This is a genomic window from Corynebacterium epidermidicanis (genome assembly GCF_001021025.1).
Lineage (GTDB): Bacteria > Actinomycetota > Actinomycetes > Mycobacteriales > Mycobacteriaceae > Corynebacterium > Corynebacterium epidermidicanis.
In genome coordinates, this window is sequence record NZ_CP011541.1 from 2,251,224 (window position 1) to 2,269,418 (window position 18,195).

At 58.4% G+C, this 18,195-nt stretch carries 18 protein-coding genes; 8 read left to right on the top strand and 10 right to left on the bottom strand.

Going from position 1 to position 18,195, the window contains the following annotated elements; genetic code table 11:
* Positions 1-7 precede the first annotated feature (7 nt).
* The 4 genes from cysS to CEPID_RS10350 are packed head-to-tail and all read right to left on the bottom strand — an operon-like array spanning position 8 to position 3,191.
* Positions 8-1,381 carry a cysteine--tRNA ligase gene (cysS, locus tag CEPID_RS10335; RefSeq protein WP_047240885.1) on the bottom strand — a complete coding sequence of 458 codons (1,374 nt, stop codon included), beginning with the start codon at positions 1,379-1,381 and terminating at the stop codon, positions 8-10.
* A gap of 10 nt (positions 1,382-1,391) precedes the next feature.
* Positions 1,392-1,871 (bottom strand): 2-C-methyl-D-erythritol 2,4-cyclodiphosphate synthase, encoded by a 480-nt coding sequence (gene ispF, locus CEPID_RS10340; protein WP_047240886.1) that lies wholly within the window; start codon positions 1,869-1,871, stop codon positions 1,392-1,394.
* Positions 1,864-2,598: a 2-C-methyl-D-erythritol 4-phosphate cytidylyltransferase gene (gene ispD, locus CEPID_RS10345; protein ID WP_047240887.1), complete on the bottom strand. Its 735-nt coding sequence runs from the start codon at positions 2,596-2,598 to the stop codon at positions 1,864-1,866. Before ispD ends, ispF begins: the two co-directional genes overlap by 8 nt.
* 11 nt (positions 2,599-2,609) lie before the next feature.
* The gene (locus tag CEPID_RS10350; protein WP_047240888.1) at positions 2,610-3,191 is read right to left on the bottom strand and encodes a CarD family transcriptional regulator; all 582 of its coding nucleotides are present in this window, start codon (positions 3,189-3,191) and stop codon (positions 2,610-2,612) included.
* Positions 3,192-3,624: 433 nt separating this feature from the next.
* Here CEPID_RS10350 and CEPID_RS10355 point away from each other — a divergent pair, with 433 nt between their 5' ends.
* The 3 genes from CEPID_RS10355 to disA all read left to right on the top strand — a co-directional run bounded on the left by CEPID_RS10355 (position 3,625) and on the right by disA (position 6,990).
* Positions 3,625-4,176 (top strand): hypothetical protein, encoded by a 552-nt coding sequence (locus CEPID_RS10355; protein ID WP_047240889.1) that lies wholly within the window; start codon positions 3,625-3,627, stop codon positions 4,174-4,176.
* A gap of 385 nt (positions 4,177-4,561) precedes the next feature.
* Positions 4,562-5,917: a DNA repair protein RadA gene (gene radA, locus CEPID_RS10360; protein WP_047240890.1), complete on the top strand. Its 1,356-nt coding sequence runs from the start codon at positions 4,562-4,564 to the stop codon at positions 5,915-5,917.
* Positions 5,917-6,990 (top strand): DNA integrity scanning diadenylate cyclase DisA, encoded by a 1,074-nt coding sequence (gene disA, locus CEPID_RS10365; protein WP_407921625.1) that lies wholly within the window; start codon positions 5,917-5,919, stop codon positions 6,988-6,990. Before radA ends, disA begins: the two co-directional genes overlap by 1 nt.
* Before the next feature lie 35 nt (positions 6,991-7,025).
* Here disA and CEPID_RS10370 read toward each other — a convergent pair whose 3' ends face one another.
* Together CEPID_RS10370 and CEPID_RS10375 are read right to left on the bottom strand one after the other, a co-directional pair.
* On the bottom strand, positions 7,026-7,700 hold the full coding sequence (locus CEPID_RS10370) for a hypothetical protein (RefSeq protein WP_047240892.1): 675 nt from the start codon (positions 7,698-7,700) through the stop codon (positions 7,026-7,028).
* A 410-nt stretch (positions 7,701-8,110) separates the two neighbouring features.
* Complete coding sequence (locus CEPID_RS10375) at positions 8,111-8,737, bottom strand: carbonic anhydrase (protein ID WP_047240893.1); 627 nt, start codon at positions 8,735-8,737, stop codon at positions 8,111-8,113.
* Between the two features lie 53 nt (positions 8,738-8,790).
* Between CEPID_RS10375 and CEPID_RS10380 the strand changes: the two genes are divergently transcribed.
* The 3 genes from CEPID_RS10380 (at position 8,791) to CEPID_RS13350 (ending at position 10,136) form a co-directional block, all read left to right on the top strand.
* The gene (locus tag CEPID_RS10380) at positions 8,791-9,657 is read left to right on the top strand and encodes an HhH-GPD family protein (protein ID WP_047240894.1); all 867 of its coding nucleotides are present in this window, start codon (positions 8,791-8,793) and stop codon (positions 9,655-9,657) included.
* Between the two features lie 73 nt (positions 9,658-9,730).
* A complete protein-coding gene (locus CEPID_RS10385) occupies positions 9,731-9,967 on the top strand; it encodes a hypothetical protein (RefSeq protein WP_047240895.1) in 237 nt (78 codons plus the stop codon).
* 1 nt (position 9,968) lies between these two features.
* Entirely contained in the window at positions 9,969-10,136 is a 168-nt protein-coding gene (locus tag CEPID_RS13350) for a hypothetical protein (RefSeq protein ID WP_158408044.1), read from the top strand.
* Between the two features lie 112 nt (positions 10,137-10,248).
* Here the strand turns inward: CEPID_RS13350 and CEPID_RS13190 are convergent, their stop codons facing one another.
* From CEPID_RS13190 to CEPID_RS10395, 3 genes are all read right to left on the bottom strand, one after another.
* Positions 10,249-10,419 carry a DUF4236 domain-containing protein gene (locus CEPID_RS13190; RefSeq protein ID WP_144413514.1) on the bottom strand — a complete coding sequence of 57 codons (171 nt, stop codon included), beginning with the start codon at positions 10,417-10,419 and terminating at the stop codon, positions 10,249-10,251.
* A 13-nt stretch (positions 10,420-10,432) separates the two neighbouring features.
* Positions 10,433-13,078 carry an ATP-dependent Clp protease ATP-binding subunit gene (locus CEPID_RS10390; protein WP_047240896.1) on the bottom strand — a complete coding sequence of 882 codons (2,646 nt, stop codon included), beginning with the start codon at positions 13,076-13,078 and terminating at the stop codon, positions 10,433-10,435.
* Positions 13,079-13,362: 284 nt separating this feature from the next.
* Positions 13,363-13,728, bottom strand: a complete 366-nt coding sequence (locus CEPID_RS10395) for a hypothetical protein (protein ID WP_047240897.1) — start codon at positions 13,726-13,728, stop codon at positions 13,363-13,365.
* A gap of 63 nt (positions 13,729-13,791) precedes the next feature.
* Between CEPID_RS10395 and CEPID_RS10400 the strand changes: the two genes are divergently transcribed.
* Entirely contained in the window at positions 13,792-14,442 is a 651-nt protein-coding gene (locus tag CEPID_RS10400) for a Pr6Pr family membrane protein (RefSeq protein WP_144413515.1), read from the top strand.
* Here CEPID_RS10400 and CEPID_RS10405 read toward each other — a convergent pair.
* Complete coding sequence (locus CEPID_RS10405) at positions 14,439-16,133, bottom strand: alkaline phosphatase D family protein (RefSeq protein ID WP_047241520.1); 1,695 nt, start codon at positions 16,131-16,133, stop codon at positions 14,439-14,441. The two genes, CEPID_RS10400 and CEPID_RS10405, sit on opposite strands and share 4 nt — an antisense overlap.
* Positions 16,134-16,350: 217 nt before the next feature.
* Between CEPID_RS10405 and CEPID_RS10410 the strand changes: the two genes are divergently transcribed.
* The gene (locus tag CEPID_RS10410) at positions 16,351-18,195 is read left to right on the top strand and encodes an FN3 domain-containing metallophosphoesterase family protein (protein ID WP_052843534.1); all 1,845 of its coding nucleotides are present in this window, start codon (positions 16,351-16,353) and stop codon (positions 18,193-18,195) included.

Consider the following 18,195-nt stretch of genomic DNA (forward strand, 5'->3'; position numbering starts at 1 on the left):
ACTTTCCTTACTTCAACGACCACTGCGGACCGTCGGGGGTGTCTGTGACTTCGATGCCGGCAGCTGCGAGGCGATCGCGAACTTCGTCGGCAGTGGCCCAGTCTTTGTTTGCTCGTGCTTCTGCGCGGCGGTTCAGCTCGGCGTCGATAAGCACATCGAGTGCATGGGTAGCGGTGTCGTTGCTTGAGCTTGCCGACGCCCATTGGTCAGACTGCGGGTCGACACCAAGAACCGCCATCATCGCACGAACCTGCCCGGCAATCCTAATCGCCTCGGCCTTGTCGCCTTCGGCGAGCGCCGAGTTGCCGGCGCGCACCGCGTTATGGATCTCCGCGAGAGCACGAGGTACCGAGATGTCGTCGTCCATCGCAGCTGCAAACGCATCCGTCCAGGTGGTGGCTTCCACGGCGCCGACGCGCTCCAGGAAAGCCTCAATGCGCTGGTAGCCAGCTGCAGCCTCTTTCAAGGCAGCTTCGGAGTATTCCAGCATCGACCGGTAGTGCGCAGAACCGAGGTAGTAACGCAGTTCCACTGGGCGCACCAGGGTGAGGATGTTAGGCACCGAGAGCACGTTGCCCAGGGACTTCGACATTTTCTCGCCAGACATGGTCACCCAGCCGTTGTGCATCCAGTAGTTAGCGAAACCGTCGCCAGCAGCGTGGGCCTGCGCGATCTCGTTCTCATGGTGCGGGAACTGCAGGTCAAGGCCACCGCAGTGGATGTCGAAGTTTGCGCCTAGATACTTTGTGGCCATCGCGGTGCATTCGATGTGCCAGCCCGGGCGCCCACGGCCCCAAGGCGTTGGCCAGGAAGGTTCCCCAGGCTTCGCAGCCTTCCACATGGCGAAGTCTCGGGGGTCGCGCTTGCCAGTGCCGTCGGATTCGCCCTGATCCATTTCGTCGAGTTTCTGGCCAGACAGCTGCCCATATCCCGGGATGGTCGCCGGCGTGGCGTAGACGTTTCCGTCGGCGGCGTAGCCATGACCGGCGTCGATAATGCGCTGCATGTACTCGACCATTTCAGTGACGTGGCCGGTGGCGTACGGTTCGATTGATGGTGGGCGCACCCCGAGCTGGTCGTAGGCCCAGGTAAATTCGCGGGCATGGGTGGCAGCCCATTCCCACCACGGCCGCCCGTTTTCTTCGGCTTTGCGCAGGATTTTATCGTCGATGTCGGTGACATTCCGGACGAAAGCGACGTCGTAGCCTTTGGCTTCGAGCCAGTTACGGAGAATGTCGAAAGCAACACCGGAACGCACGTGCCCGATATGCGGGATGCTTTGCACCGTGGCACCACACAGGTACACCGACGCATGTCCTTCCTTTACCGGGACAAAGTCACGAAGGGTACGGGTATTGGTGTCAAAAATGCGTAGAGTCACGCAACTTAGTCTAGCGTTTCCACACCACTGCAGTTGCCACCGCGGCGCGACCTTCACCACGCCCGGTAAAACCCATGTGGTCAGTGGTCGTAGCGGACACGGAAACCGGGGCGCCAAGGTAGTCGCTCATCACTCGTTCCGCTTCCTGGCGACGAGGCCCCATCTTTGGCGTTTGCCCCACCAGCTGCACCGCAGCATTACCGATGACGAAGCCGTTTTCCTCCAGCAGGACCCGAACTTCCTTCAGCAAGCGTTCACCCGAGACGTTGTCGTACTCTTTCTTCCCCACGCCAACAAAGCTGCCTAAGTCCCCGAGACCAGCGGCGGACAGCAGCGCGTCGACGACGGCATGTGCGACCACGTCACCATCAGAGTGGCCCTCGCAGCCATCTTGGCCTTCGAAGAGCAAACAAGCGATCCAGCAGGGCTTTCCTGCTTCAATTTGGTGAGCATCGGTTGCGATTCCCACTCGTGGGATCAGATCAGTCACTGGGCACCTCGAAAATTGTTGGTTCGGCGTCGTCGGTAATCATCTGGGCGATTGCCATGTCCATCGGCGTGGTCACTTTAAACGCCATCGGATCTCCTTGCACCACGAGGACAGGGTGACCTGCCCATTCCATGAGGCTGGCGTCATCGGTTGGCAAGAAATCCTGTGGCGCAGCATAGTATCGCTGGTTGACCTCTCGCAGCGTGGCCAGGTCAAATCCTTGCGGGGTTTGTACCGCGCGTAACGACGCCCGATCCGGGGTATCAACCACCACATCCGCCGCGACCCGCTTGATTGTATCCACCACAGGCACGACGGGAATTGCTGCTGGATTGCCGTCCAAAACTGCGCGAGCCACCCGGGCGATCATCCCAGGTGGAGTAAGTGCGCGAGCGGCGTCGTGAATCAACACCACGGCGTTGTCTTCTGGAATAGCTTGCAGACCAGCCCAGATAGAGTCAGCCCGTTCGCCACCGCCGTGGACGAGCCGGACTGAGATGGGGGCGTCGAAAAGCCCTCGCTTGCTCAACAAGTCACGGGCGTAGGTTTCCATGTCGGGGCTGACCAAAACGATGATCTCATCGACCACGCCCGAGGTAATCATGGCGCTCATACTGCGTTCCAGCAGCGTGCGACCACGAAGTGGCACGAACGCCTTGGGGACAGCTGCCCCCAAGCGGGTTCCTTTGCCTGCAGCAGCGATCAAAGCGATGACGCGACGCGACATGATAGGTGGAATTAGTCTTCGTCGTCGAAGTTGAGGTCGTCGAGATCAACGTCGAAGTCGTCAATCTCTTTCTTCGGTTCTTCCTCTTGCGCGGTTGCCCGGTGGCGCTCCACAGTGGCGTCCATTTGGGCAAGGATTTCATCGGCTTTGGCTTCATCTACTGTCTCGGCGAGCGCCAACTCCCCCACCAAAACCTGGCGAGCCTTGGCCAACATACGCTTTTCACCAGCAGAAAGACCACGATCCTGGTCGCGACGCCAGAGGTCACGCACAACTTCGGCAACCTTGTTCACATCTCCGGAGGCCAAACGTTCCTGGTTGGCTTTGTAACGACGAGACCAGTTACCCGCTTCCTCGACATCCACCTCGCGAAGCACGGAGAAGACCTTTTGCAAGCCTTCCTCGCCAACGACATCACGGACACCCACGAGCTCAGCATTTTTGGCTGGAACACGAACGGTTAAGTCGGACTGCCGGATCTGCAGGACCAGGTACTCCATCTGCTGGCCGCCCAGTTCACGCTGCTCAATCGCTTCAATGCGAGCCGCACCGTGATGCGGGTAGACAACGACGTCTCCGACCTTAAAATCCATACTCACTCCTGCAAGCCTGTAGTGCGCGAGCCATGCGCCCTGCCCGGTGCGTCGATCGCGCTTCGGGCACGTTGGTATTAACCTTTGGTATTAATTCCGCACGTTATGCCGAGAAAACGTGGCAAAAACAATGCCCCTCATCTTAGCATGCTCAGCTTATCGATCAGCACTACCGCGTAGTGGGCATCGAGGTGCCGGTGGCCACCTGCGCTAGCTGAGCACCCAGTGAGCTCGCGAGTGTTTTTGCGCAGAGCGGGTCAAGTCAGGAAAATCGGGTCGAAGTTCCCGCTTGAAACTGTGATTTTCGTCCCCAACGCCCCCTAAATGGCGCTACATTGCACAATCGAGTATGTGAACTGCACCTCTCCCGGCTACACTGCCTAATGAACATTAGTCGTGCATTGTTGCCTCAGATGGAGGACGGATAGAAGTGATGATCCTAAAGACTGCCCGCCGTGGCGCTCTTATGACCGTAGCCGGTGCAGCCGTATTGACGCTGACCGCTTGTGGCGCTGGCCAGATCTCCCAGACCGCAGACCAGGTGGCCGCAGTGGATGGCTCTGGCGCTGACACCGCAAACAAGGAAGTTGCTGTTCGCGACGTCACCATCATCGTCAACGAAGACCAAACCGTCGCACTGAAGTTCACCGCCGTGAACCAGGATGATGCACACAAGCCCCACAAGCTCAACAGCGTTAAGGTTGCCGGCAAGGAAGTCACCCTTTCCGAGAAGCCAGAAATCGCCCGCAACTGCTCCGTCGTTGCCGATAGTGCAATGAACATTGAAGCGCTGAAGAAGAGCGACAACGTGTGTATTTCTTACATCACCACCACGCTTCAAAACGATGGCTTCGCAGCAGGTGGCCGCAAGCCAGTCACCTTCTCCTTCGACTCCGGCGAAATCAAGCTCGACGCCACCATTGCAGCTAACCATAACGAGGTCAACACCGGAAACCGAGTAGATCCAGCTCACGCTGGCCACTAGGCCGTCGATAAGGCGGGTCACCACTTTGCTCTTAAAGGTGGTGACCCGCTTTTTGGGTTAAGTAAAGAAAAGTGTGTCTGGTCGGGGTGTCGCCGGCGGTGCGGGTATGCTGCACAAGTGCTATGTCGTCGCTTCGGCGTAGTCCGACTACGTAGAACAGCGTTTTTTAATGAATATAATCCCGCAGCGGTAGTCTGACTACACCGAAGGGACGACATCGAGCGGGCTACGGCTCCCAGACCACAATAAATAACGGCTTCAGGCGCACAACACTGCGGAAAACACGCAGCAGAGACACACTTTTCTTTACTTAACCCCGCTTTTTTGAGCAATAGTTTCGAACATATGTGCACACATGTCCACGGGTTAGCCTAGGATCAAACACATGGCGAAGAAGGTACGTAGCATTCACTCGTGCAGCGAATGCGGATATTCCAGCCCCAAGTGGCTTGGCCGCTGCCCAGAGTGCGGCTCGTGGGGAACACTCACCGAGGCAGCTCCAGCCCCCGTCGACAAGCGGATTCCCACAAAAGGCCTCACCCCAGTCTCACCTGCGATCGCGATTAGCAAGATCGACGCCAAACACACTGCCAGCATCACCACCGGCATCGGCGAGTTGGATAGGGTGCTTGGCGACGGCATCGTGGCCGGATCCGTCGTGTTGCTGGCTGGCGAGCCGGGCGTCGGAAAGTCCACGCTGCTGCTGGAAGTTGCCTCCCGCTGGGCAGCCCAAGGCCGGACCACGCTCTATGTGACTGCCGAAGAATCGGCTGGCCAGGTACGGCTCCGGGCGGAACGCACCAACGCACTGCAAGACCAGCTCTTTTTGGCGGCCGAGTCGAATTTGGACGTAGTTTTTGGCCACGTAGACCAGGTAAAGCCATCACTGCTGATCGTGGACTCCGTCCAGACGATGAACGTCGAAGGTGTGGAAGGGGTCGCCGGCGGCGTCGCCCAGTCACGCGCAGTGACCGCTGCCTTAACTTCGTTGGCTAAGACGCGCGGTATCCCGGTGCTGCTGGTCGGCCATGTCACCAAGGATGGCAACGTGGCTGGTCCGCGGGTGTTGGAACACTTGGTTGACGTGGTGCTGCATTTCGAGGGCGACCGGCACTCTTCCTTGCGGATGCTGCGGGGCATTAAGAATCGCTTCGGCGCCACGGACGAAGTGGGCTGCTTCGAACAGCAATCCGATGGCATCCACGAAGTTGCGGACCCTTCCGGGCTGTTCCTTTCGCACCGGGAGAGCACGCCAGACGGCACCGCCGTGACCGTCGCCATGGATGGGGTTCGCCCGATTCTGGCAGAGGTTCAAGCGCTCCTCGTGGATACACCTGCGAAGAACCCGAGGCGTACCGTCACCGGGCTGGATGCTAACCGCGTGCCGATGGTACTCGCCGTACTCGCAGCACGCGCGCAGCAACAGACGGCCGATAAAGAAGTCTATGTAGCCACGGTCGGCGGGATGAAAATCGCCGAGCCTGCCACCGATCTAGCTGTGGCACTGGCCGCGATTTCTGCGCTCAACCGCCGTCCATTGCCTCCCCGGATGGTGGTGCTCGGTGAAGTGGGCCTGGCCGGAGAAATCCGCCGAATTCCTAACCTAGCCCGGCGACTGCAGGAAGCAGTCCGGCTCGGTTATGAACAAGCAATCGTGCCCGCGGGAGAAAAGCTCAACGTACCCGGAATGCGGATCATCCCAGTAGCGGACATCAACGCAGCTATTGAACAAGTAAAGTAATCGTCATGACCGAACCCGCAGTCCCACAGACCGCCACACTGCGCGACACCCTCGAACGCCTCGCCCCTGGCACCCCGCTTCGCGACGGCCTCGAGAGGATCCTCCGCGGACGCACCGGAGCTCTCATTGTCCTCGGCTACGACGCGGATGTCGAAGCAATTAGCGACGGTGGTTTCGAAATCGACGTCCCCTTTGCACCCACCCGCGTCCGAGAGCTGTGCAAGATGGACGGCGCAGTCATTCTTTCCTCCGACGGAAACCGAATTCGACGGGCAAACGTCCAGCTCATGCCCGCACCCAGTTTCCCAACCGAAGAGTCCGGGACCCGACACCGCTCAGCGGAACGCACAGCGCTACAAACCGGCTACCCGGTCATCGCAGTAAGCCAATCGATGAACATCATCACCGTGTACGTCGAAAAGCAGCGACATATCCTCGAGGGTTCTTCGGATATTCTCTCGCGGGCGAACCAAGGGATCGCCACCATGGAGCGTTACCGCACACGGCTTGACCAGGTCAATGAGCGTCTTTTCGTGGCCGAGATGCACAACTACGCAACGGTTTCGGATGTCATCACGGTGATCCAGCGCATGGACATGCTCAAGCGAGCCGCAGAATCCATCGACCGCGATGTGGTTGAACTGGGTACCGACGGCAAGCAGCTCGGCGCGCAGCTAGAAGAACTAAGCGGTGATAACGCCAAAGACCGCGAGCTCATCCTGCGGGACTACCTCGTCACCGGTGGTCTACCTACCAGCGACGACATCCAACATGCCCTCAAAGAGTTGGACCGACTCGATGAAAAGGACATCGTCAAACCCACCCACATCGCTCGGATTCTCGGTCTACCCACTGCGGAGGAGGCGCTTCACCAGTGGATCGTGCCGCGTGGCTACCGCGTCCTCGGCCGGGTGCCTCGCGTCCAGCCTTTCCTCATGGACAAGCTCGTCGCCGCGTTCGGGGATATCAATAAACTCACCGAAGCCAGTGTCGAAGACATCGCTGCTGTCGAAAATGTGGGCACGCTGTGGGCACGCCACATCCGCGATGGAATCGTCCGGTTGCGCGCCTAGCTTTACCTGTGCTCGGGTTATGCGCGGGCAACCTGCTACTTCACGTTGAAGGTGAAGGCCTCCGAGTGGTTCTCGCCCACCAAGGTGTGTAGGAAGTAGCTTCCTGGCGGTACTGGTTGGCGATTGTCGCACGCATTCGGGGCCGACGTAGTCCGAGACCAAATGGCTTCGTAGTGGCGCTCCTGTCCGGCTGGGAAGACTCGCTCGCCACTATCCTCGCTCGGATTGCAGTCGGTATCTCCCCACACGCGGTGGTTGGTTGCCAAATCATAGACCTCGAACTTCAGACCATCTTTACGCAGGTCAACCTTACAATCAGCTTTGGTTGGGTTCTTCACGGTTAGGTAAAACGTTGGACGGTCTTCCGGCCCGAACGACGGCTGATTGGCGCGCGCCTCCACAATCAGATCTTCGACCGCGCAGGTTGTTTTGTCCGCAGCCGCCAGCGCCGGGGTGCCGGTCGGCGTCGGCGTCGCCGACTGAGAGGCCGTCGGTGAAGGAGACGGCGACGTTGAGGCCGTTGGTGTAGCCACTGCCGTCTCTCGCTCAAACGCATTCACGCTGGTGGGCTGTGGCTGTTCTTCCGTGCCTTTGCCCCCGCCCAGGCTGGCGAGCAGCCAGACAATCAGAGCAACGATGACCAACAACACCACCAGAGCAGCAATCCGGCGGCGACGGTAAATGTAATCAGGCAGCGGTCTATTAGTCACAACCTCAAATTTAGTGGCTATCCGACGCAAAAGGCTGCTACCGACACGGTGTGTGTCTTAAGTAGCAACAGGTATGCCGATCTGAGTAGAGATTTCGCTCGTCGTGACGTAGAGGTTAGGTGTGCGTAGTCGCCACGGTTCCGTTAGGAATCGCCGCGGTGTTACTCGGGGCCATGCCTGGTCGCGAGAATGGAGAAGTTTCACAAGTGCTAGGTAGTACTTCCGAAGTAGTACTCCTACCCCGGTAGGGCCAAAAGTCGTCGAAAATCGGACTGCTAGGTAGGAGTACTACCCCGAGAGTACGACTTAGCAGGTGTGCAGCCGCAACACCACTGGGCGTCAACGCACTCCTCGCCCAAACCAAGCTTGGGCAAAGGAAAAGCACCTATGCGATATAACACCGACCGAACTTAGTCCACGCCGATTTCGACGACTGGCTCGGCGTAGCCATCAGAAAGCCGGTAGCGCACGCCAACGATGCCTACCTCGCCAATTTGTAGCTTGGACTTCACTTCAGGCGAACGGGAAATGATTTGGTCCACAGTCTCCGCCACGTGGTGCGATTCGAACTCCTCTGCCGTCGATTTGCCTGCGTCCCGCGCGTTCATAATCGATGGGCTGATCTTTTCCACGAGGACGCGACGGAAGCCGTCCGGAATACCGGCCCCTTCCATCGCGGCCTTCGTTGCAGCGACGGCACCACAAGACTCGTGCCCGAGCACGACGATCACCTTTACGTGCAAGTCTTCAACTGCGTATTCGAGGGAAGCCAGGACGGAAAGGTCGATAATTTCGCCGGCGGTGCGGATCACGAAAACGTCGCCCAAGCCCTGGTCAAAAATGAGCTCCACTGGCACGCGGGAGTCGGAGCAAGACAACACCACTGCAATCGGATTCTGGCCGTTGGTCAGCTCCATGCGTCGGGTGAAGTCAGTGTTTGGGCGCTCTTCATTAAAGGTCTGGAAACGGCGGTTTCCCTCTTTCAATGCAGCCCAAGCAGACTGCGGGGTGCGTTCTAAATTAGTGAGGTGCGGCATAGTTCTATTGTGCTCTTTTCATTAAGAAAAGAAAAACCCTAGGCTGTTCACTTATGGATTTCCAACCCCTGATCAACTGGTACCGCACCCATCAGCGTGACATCGTTTGGCGCACGCCTGACACCAGCCCCTGGGGAATCCTGCTATCTGAGGTAATGAGTCAGCAAACCCCCGTTGCCCGCGTAGAACCCATTTGGCTGGCGTGGATGGAACGCTGGCCTACCCCCGCAGCCTTCGCTCAAGCCTCTTCCGACGAAGTTTTGCGCGCCTGGGGAACGCTCGGCTACCCCCGTCGCGCGCTCCGGCTGTTGGACTGCGCCCGCACCATCGTCAGCCAGCACGACGGCAAAGTCCCGGCGCTTCTCGACGACCTCCTGGCCCTTCCCGGGATCGGCGACTACACCGCCCGCGCCGTTCTTGCTTTTGCGTTCGGTCAGCGAGTACCTGTGGTGGATACGAATGTCCGCAGGGTGGTTTCTCGTTTGGTGCATGGGGCGTATTTGCCTGGGCCCGCACGCCGGTCCGACCTCGACGACGTCACAGCACTTCTGCCCAATGATGAAGCACCAGAGTTTTCGGTAGCGATCATGGAGTTGGGCGCGCTGGTGTGCACGCCGACGCCTAGGTGTTCTGAATGTCCACTACTGGCCCAGTGTTCGTGGCAATTGGCCGGTTGTCCGGCTCCTTCTGAGGATGAGTTAGCTGCGGCGAAGCGACGCGTCCAGAAGTTCGCGGGGACTGACCGCCAGGTCCGTGGTCTGCTCATGAAGGTACTTCGCGAAGCTCAAGAGCCGGTACCCCAGTCCGCGCTGGACGTAGTATGGCCAGATGCCGCGCAACGGTCCCGGGCGCTGTATTCTTTGCTCGAAGATGGCTTGGCAGAGCAGAATCCAGACGGTTTGTTTCGATTGCCACAATAATTTCAAATTAGCCATTGACACTGAGTTTTACTTAATTTAGACTTTTAGTGACCCAGGACACAAAGGAGTTTGAATGAAACTTTCCTCTCCATCTGCACTGATTGGCGCGGCTTTGATTTCAATAAACCTCGCCTCAGCTCAAGCAACTACTGTGCAGCCTCGCGCGGTGTGTGAGTATGAAGATGGCGCCCACTGCACCGGTTGGTATCCAAACGAAAACACCTGCCAAGATATCTTCAACAAGCCAGGTGTCACTGACTATCAACTTCGTGCTTGTTTAGCATGGAGCGGCCACGGTAGCCGAGGTTAAGATGTCGACATTTTGGCTCGTCATCATCGCAGCAGTACTGCTGATCGCCATCCCCGCAGGCATTATGCAGCAAAAGATTCGTAAGCGCACCGAGGAACACGACGACGAAGCTCGGCAGGCCGCACTCGATTTTCAGCGTGACATCGATCGTGGTAGGGCCGGGTTTTAGTTCCTCAGGCGAGTAGGCTGAGCTCAACTGAGCGACCAGTCACACTCCGAAGCAAAACCGCCGGTTCCCTGTTCGTGGGAACCGGCGGTTTAGTATCTCCTGATACGACGGTCTACTTCCAGCGACCGCGGAAGGTCATGCCACCAGGCAGATTAACCCAGACGCCACCACGGCTATTGATGGTCACGGGCCCAATCTTGGTGGATGCCGAAGCACCTGAGCCAGAGATATTGAGCCAGCTGTTTTTGCCCAGCTTCTTCTTCTCCCGAAACTGAATACCCATCCGTTTACTCTCCTTAGATTCCGGCCTCTGGGGCGTGGTCCGGGGTTTCTTCCTCAGCGGATTCTACCGGTTGGACTGCCTCAGCAGCCTCGACGGAAAGCTCGGAGAACTTACCCTCTGGCAGTGGCTTTGGCCTGGCACCGAAGACGAACTTAGCGTCTTCGCCCTTGGACTCGCCGTCCCAGCCTTCCACGTCAACCGTGACGATTTCACCAGCACCGAACTCGCCGTAAAGGATTTTCTCGGAGAGCACGTCTTCGATTTCGCGCTGGATCGTGCGACGCAATGGGCGCGCGCCCAGTACTGGATCGAAGCCACGCTTGGCGAGGAGGTTGCGAGCGGCGTCGGAAAGCTCCAAGCCCATGTCCTTTGCAGCCAGCGACTTCTCGACGCGTGAGACAAGCAGGTCAACCATCTTCACGATCTGTTCCTGGGTGAGCTGGTGGAAGACCACGATCTCGTCGATACGGTTCAGGAACTCTGGGCGGAAGTGCTTCTTCAGCTCGTCGTTGACCTTGCCCTTCATTCGGTCGAACTGCCCAGCGGTATCGGTCTCGCCGACTCCAGAGAAGCCCATTCCGACTGCTTTCGAAATGTCACCGGTGCCGAGGTTCGAGGTGAAGATCAGCACGGTGTTCTTGAAGTCCACGACGCGACCCTGGCCGTCGGTAAGGCGACCTTCTTCGAGCACCTGCAGGAGGGTGTTGTAGATCTCCTTGTGGGCCTTCTCGATTTCGTCGAACAGCACGACCGAGAATGGCTTGCGACGCACCTTCTCGGTGAGCTGGCCGCCTTCTTCGTAACCGACGTATCCCGGAGGCGCACCAAATAGGCGCGAAGCCGTGTAGCGGTCATGGAATTCGGACATATCGATCTGGATGAGGGCGTCGTCGTCGCCAAACAGGAACTCCGCGAGCGCCTTGGACAGCTCGGTCTTACCCACACCGGATGGGCCAGCGAAGATGAAGGAACCGGAAGGACGCTTCGGGTCTTTGAGTCCGGCGCGGGTACGACGGATGGCGCGGGAGACCGCCTTGACGGCATCTTCCTGGCCGATGATACGCTTGTGCAGCTCATCTTCCATGCGCAGCAGTCGGGAGGACTCTTCCTCGGTCAGCTTGAACACTGGGATGCCGGTCCAAGAACCGAGGACTTCAGCGATCTGCTCTTCGCCTACTTCAGCAATCTCTTCGAGATCGCCGGATCGCCACTGCTTTTCCTTCTCCGCACGCTCTTCATGCAGCTTGCGTTCCTGATCGCGCAGGCCAGCTGCCTTTTCGAAGTCCTGGGCATCGATCGCAGCTTCCTTTTCGCGACGGACGTCGGCGATACGCTCGTCGACTTCGCGGATGGACTCTGGGGCGGTCATGCGCTTGATGCGCATGCGCGCACCGGCTTCGTCGATGAGGTCAACAGCTTTGTCCGGCAGGAAGCGGTCGTTGATGTAGCGATCGGAGAGGTTAGCGGCGGCTGCCAACGCGCCGTCGGTAATGCTCACGCGGTGGTGTGCTTCGTAGCGGTCGCGCAGACCTTTAAGAATCTCGATGGTCATCTCGACAGATGGCTCTGGGACCTGAACGGGCTGGAAACGACGCTCCAGGGCGGCGTCCTTCTCGATGTGCTTGCGGTACTCGTCAAGAGTGGTGGCGCCGATGGTCTGCAGTTCGCCACGAGCCAGCTTTGGCTTCAGCAGGGAGGCTGCGTCGATCGCGCCCTCGGCGGCACCTGCACCCACAAGAGTGTGGATCTCGTCGATGAACAGGATGATGTCACCACGCTGGTTGATTTCCTTGAGGACCTTCTTCAGACGCTCTTCGAAGTCACCGCGGTAGCGAGAACCAGCTACCAGCGAGCCCAAGTCCAGCGAGTAGAGCTGCTTATCCTTCAGGGTTTCCGGGACCTTACCATTAACGATGTCCAGCGCGAGACCTTCGACCACCGCCGTCTTACCGACGCCTGGCTCACCGATCAGCACAGGATTGTTCTTGGTACGACGAGACAGCACCTGCATGATGCGCTCGACTTCCTTCTCACGCCCGACCACTGGGTCAAGCTTGCCTTCCTTGGCAGCCTGCGTCAGGTTACGGCCAAACTGGTCCAGGACCAGCGAATTCGACCGCTCGCCCACACCACCCTGGTTGCCACCGCGACCACCAGGCGCAGCGCCCGCGCCAGCCAAGTTCTGGCCGTTACCCGCAGAATCAGGTGATTGACCCTCGCCTTCGTAACCGGAAAGCAACTGGATAACCTGCTGACGCACGCGTGGCAAGTCAGCACCCAGTTTCACCAGCACCTGTGCAGCGACGCCTTCACCTTCACGGATAAGACCGAGAAGAAGGAATTCGGTACCGATGTACTTATGTCCCATCTGCAAGCCTTCACGAAGTGACAGCTCAAGCACCTTCTTCGCGCGTGGCGTAAACGGGATATGCCCGGTTGGCGGCTGAGTACCTTGCCCAATGATCTCCTCAACCTCACGACGAACGTCTTCAAGGTTGATCCCCATCGACTCCAGTGCCTTGGCCGCAACGCCTTCGCCCTCGGAGATAAGACCGAGCAGGATGTGCTCCGTACCGATGTAATTGTGGTTCAGCATTCGTGCTTCGTCCTGAGCAAGAACGATGACGCGACGGGCGCGATCTGTAAAGCGTTCGAACATTGCGGTTCTCCTTTGTTAGCTAATTGCACCTACTCTAACGCGGGCGGACCGGAAGAATTTCCACTTTGCGCGCCCAAGTCACGTTTTGGCAGCGAAAAATCGCTATGACCTGCACAAAGGGCGCTGTACGCCATAAGCGAACAGCGCCCTTTCTTGGGTTAAGTTGTGGCGATTGCGCCACTAATTTTTGAGGGGCTTGCTTATGGGACCACACATGCGTGCCCACGCACACAGCCCAGGCTGCCCACTGCCGACGCGCGAACCGCGCGCCAAGGTCAAGCCAGCTAGACGTACCAGCGAGGCAGGGGGTTGAGCTTCGGGTTGGTAGCTAGGCAGTACCAGGTAGCTACCATCTGCACTGGTTGGATCTCAGCGCTTCCAGCCACTTGGGTAACGCACTGCGACAGCGGGCCGAATGCTTCACCTTTGCCTGCTGCGATTGCGTCGGGAACCGCCATTCCTAGAAACGAGGCCTGCATGGTGCTGGTCAGAGCTTGGTCCTGTAGACGCTCAAGCGGGGTCTTTGCTTGCTCCCGCGCAATTTCAGACGGGTGCCGGAAGTCGAAACCAGGTTGAAGTTCCGCAGCTTGCGCCACCGGCGCAATCGAGGCTACAACGATAGTGAATGCAGATGCGATTAATTTCTTCATGAAAACAACATAGCTAGATTTTCATAAGCCCGCTTGGTTTCGAACCCGCTAGTATCGGACATCATGAAGAAAATAGTGCGTCGGGCTGGCCTGGTAACTGGCATTCTCGGTGGTCTTGGGGTCACGCTATCTGGCTATCAAAGCGCTACCACCCCGTTTCGGGACTGGCCGAAATTTAGGACTCCAGCACAGAAGTTGGTTACTCACTACTCCTATTTCACGCTGTGGTCGAACATCATTGGCACCTATGTCTGTGCTCAATATGCTCGAGGTAAGCGTCCGCAATCGGAGGCATTCCTGCGTATCAATGCCGTCACGATGCTGGTCGTCACCGGCGGGGTGTTTAACACCGTGCTGGCAGAAACCACCGTTGTCGAGGGAATTGGGAAGTTCACAAACCCGATCGTCCACACCATCATGCCGATCGCGATGCCCGTGATTTGGTTGGCCGATCGCCCGAGCACATCCGAGCAGGACATGACTCCGAGCGCCATGGCTAAGTCTTTTGCCATCCCGGCCGCATGGCTGGCCTACACCTTTATCCGTGGTCCGCGCACCGGGGGCTACTACCCTTATGAATTCCTCGACCCGACCAAACTTGGCTATCCGACGGCTATCCGCAACGTTGCAGGAGTGACCGCAACCTTGGGAGCGCTCCTAGCCACGATGAAAGCTGCAGAGAACAAGCTCCTCGCAACCAATTCAGCTCGCTAGGCGAGGAATCCTTCGCCTGGGCGCCACGTCTTGGTCACTGCGACCGCAGTGGTCGCGTGCGGGTCTTCCACGTTGGAAACGCGGACAAAGTCGACCGTGACTTCGTCGCGAAGCAGGCGGGCAATGCTGTAGCCGTGCGCGTCGAAGTCGAGGTGCTTTACCCACGGGTTGGCGTCGGTAAGCATGCCCTCAACGATTAGCGAGGTCGAGTTATTTGGCTGGTGTTCGATGCCGGTCTTGTCGGTGAGGAGATCATCGATGTTTGGCGAGGTCACCGACGTGCAGACTAGCTCGCAACCGATTTCCTTGCCCTGGTGGTAAACGCGGTTCGCCCATTCCGAGTGGATGTCACCGGTGATAAAGAGCGTATGGGCGTCGCGCTCAGCGAGCAGGGCGAGCAGGCGGTCACGTTCTGCCGCGTAGCCGTCCCACTGGTCAGAGTTGATTGCCGAACCAGAGGCCTGCTGCTTGACGTAGGTCAGTGCCTCGTTGGCCTCTTGATTGTCTGGAATCGTGAAGATTTTCAGCGGAGTGACCATCACCGAGTTTCCGAGCACCGTCCACTTCGCCTTCGACTGCGTGATCTGGGCAGACATCCAATTGAATTGTTCGCTGCCGAGCATCGTGCGGTTCGGATCGCCGAAGTTGGCGGCAGAGGTCTCCGAGTCTCGATAGGTTCGCAAGTCCATCATGTGTAGATCGATGAGGTCGCCGAAGTGCAGGGATCGGTAGAGGTGGCCCTGTTCCGACGGCGAGGTAGCCCGCACCGGCAACCACTCAAAGTAGGCTTGCATCGCTGCGTCACGACGCGTGAGCCAAGGCCCCTCGGTGGCTGGGTCATGGTTTTCGGCACCCTCCCGCCAGGAGTTGTTAGCAGTCTCGTGATCATCCCACATCACAATCCATGGCAGCGCTGCGTGCGCAGCCTGAAGATCCGGATCCGTTCGGTAGTGTCCGTAGCGAATTCGGTAGTCCTCCAGCGTGAGGATTTCCCACTCCGGATGCGTCGGTCGCACCACGCCGTGCTTGCCCGCATAACCGCCGGTTTCGCACTCGTAAATGTAGTCGCCGAGGAAAGCCACAAACTCAAGTTCGCCACTTTGGCCTCGCTCCGCTATGTCTCGGTAGGCCGCGAAGTAGCCAGCTTCCCAGTTCGCGCACGATGCCAACGCAAAGTTCAACTTTGAAAGAGATTGCTCGCGGGCCGGCGCGGTCTTGGTACGCCCCACTGGAGAAATCGCCCCAGCGTGCGGACCACTAGCCACCACGAAACGGTAGTAATAGGCGGTCCCTGGCTGCAGCCCACCCGCATCTACTTTCACCGTGTGGTCGCTTGCCGACGACGTCGTTACGCTGCCGCGAGCGACCACGTTGTCGAACCCCTGGTCACTAGCAACTTCCCACCTGACCTCGGTCGGGGCTCCCAGGCGAGAGCCTGGCAGCGCATCGCGATCAGGTGTCACCCTGGTCCAGAGGATGACGCTCGTTGGCAGCGGATCACCGGAAGCAACACCGTGAATAAACGGCAGACCCGCGCCGGTTTGCGCCGTCAGTTCGGATACCCGCCCTTGCGAAGACCCGCGGCCTTGCTGAGCGTTTGCCACCACGCCGGTCGCTCCAGCGACAGCTGCGGTGGCAGTAGCGATACGGAAGAACGAACGACGTGATACGCGCGGGGTGTTGTTTGGCATGAGGTTTAGATTCTGCTCAGTCCCAACAAAAAGCAAGCTCAGGTCCCCCATTTAAGAAAGAATTAACACAACGTTCACCTACCTAACCGGAGGGCAACCTATCGGAAAATTTCCCACCAAAATTCTTAACCTAAGCGACAACTTCTAGTCATATTGGTCTGTTTTACTTCCCTGCGTCACTTTTACACATTCGCCCACCAAAGGAATGTTCCTGCCCATGTCGCGTCGCACGCTCATAGCCACAGTTACCGCCACTTCCCTCATCTTTGGCAGCCTCACAGCACCAGCTCAGGCCGCCTCCTTCCCTGGCGACGTGGGACGCATCATACTTGGCGCAGGTGCGGATCAAACGCAATCGACGGTTTCCTGGCGCGCTAAAGGTTTCTCCGCGCAATCGCTCAAGTTTTACCCCACCAGCGATCCGAGCAATGCGACGGTAGTTCCGGCGCAGGAGCAAGATAACCGCGCGTTGCTCTACCGCTCATTCGAAGCGACGATCACCGGGCTGAAACCACAGACTTCCTACACCTACCTCGTGGGCTCCGACCAAGGTGGCTGGTCCGAACCCCACAGCTTCACAACTTCCGATTTTGATTCGAACTGGAACTTTCTAGCCTTGGCCGACGCCCAAATCGGCGTGGATCTCAAAGTGGCCGAGCAAACTGCCGCCTGGCAACGCGCCCTTGACAAAGCAACCACCGAAAGCCCGGACGCAGAACTGATTCTCTCCCTCGGTGATCAAGTAGACGGCTGGGGCGCAATCGAACCGCAATACGACGGCTACTTCCAACCCGAACAGATCCGCAACATCCCAGTTGCCTCCATCGCTGGAAACCACGAAACCTACATGGATGGCTACAAGCACTTCGCAGAGCACTTCTCCCTCCCCAACGAGGTGGGCGATACCGGCAACTACTTTTACGAACGCAACAACGTATTGTTCATCAACCTGAACTCAAATCGTTCTAGCGCTGCCGATATTGCCGAACACATCAATTTCCTGCGACAGACCGTCGCACAACATGGCGCGAACAATGACTGGACGATCGTTTCTTACCACCACGGGCCGTTTTCGCAAGGATCACACGTGACGGACTCGGATGTTGTAGCGCTCCGTGACGCACTGACTCCGGTGATGTCCGAGCTCGGTGTGGACCTCGTTTTGTCTGGTCACGACCACATCTATACTCGCAGCCACCTCATGAACGGCACCACCCCGGTGGTTCCAGCTCAGCGCGCGGACCGCGGCGATCGCCTGACCCCGAAAGACGGCGAAGTCCTCTATGTGACCACGACTACCGCCGGCGGCGGAAAATACTACGACTTCACTGACGTCAATGGGGCTAAGCATAAGGGGGCGCGCCGCGAACTAATCGACCCCGCGCTCGAACAACCGTGGACTGCATTCTGGCGACAGGACTACACCCCGGACTACCTCAACGTCGCGGTGAGCCCGAGTGAACTGACGCTTACCACCTACAACGTGGACACTCCATACGTGGTGGATAAGGTGACGCTGGTCAACCCTAAGGCACCTGTCGCCCCTAAGCCAACCACGTCCGCACCGACCTCAACGCAGCCAACTACGTCGCAACAGACCACGTCGGCGGCACCAACGTCGAACCAGCCAACCTCGTCGATAGCACCATCGACGACCACACGTGAGCCAGTACCTACGTCCACCGCTACGGCAACCCCTACTTCGCAGCCAAGCACGTCCCGCACCACGACGACCAGCAACCAGCCTGCGGCTACCACTAGCACCACTGCGCCAAGCTCAACTACCCCTGGCGCCACGGCTACAAGCTCAACTGCCACTCCAAACGCCACCACAAGCGCACAACCAAGCCAGAGCTCGACATCTGAAACATCGACACCATCCCCAACGGCTAAGCCACAGCGCCCTGGCGGTTCAACCGGATCGTCAAGCACCTCGTCGTCGACAAGCTGGTGGCAAATCCTGCTCGCGGTTTTGGGCCTGGGTGGCTTCGCTGGTGGCCTGCTGTGGGCGTGGAAGTCCGGATGGAAGCTGCCGGAATTCCGACTACCAAAATTCTTTTAA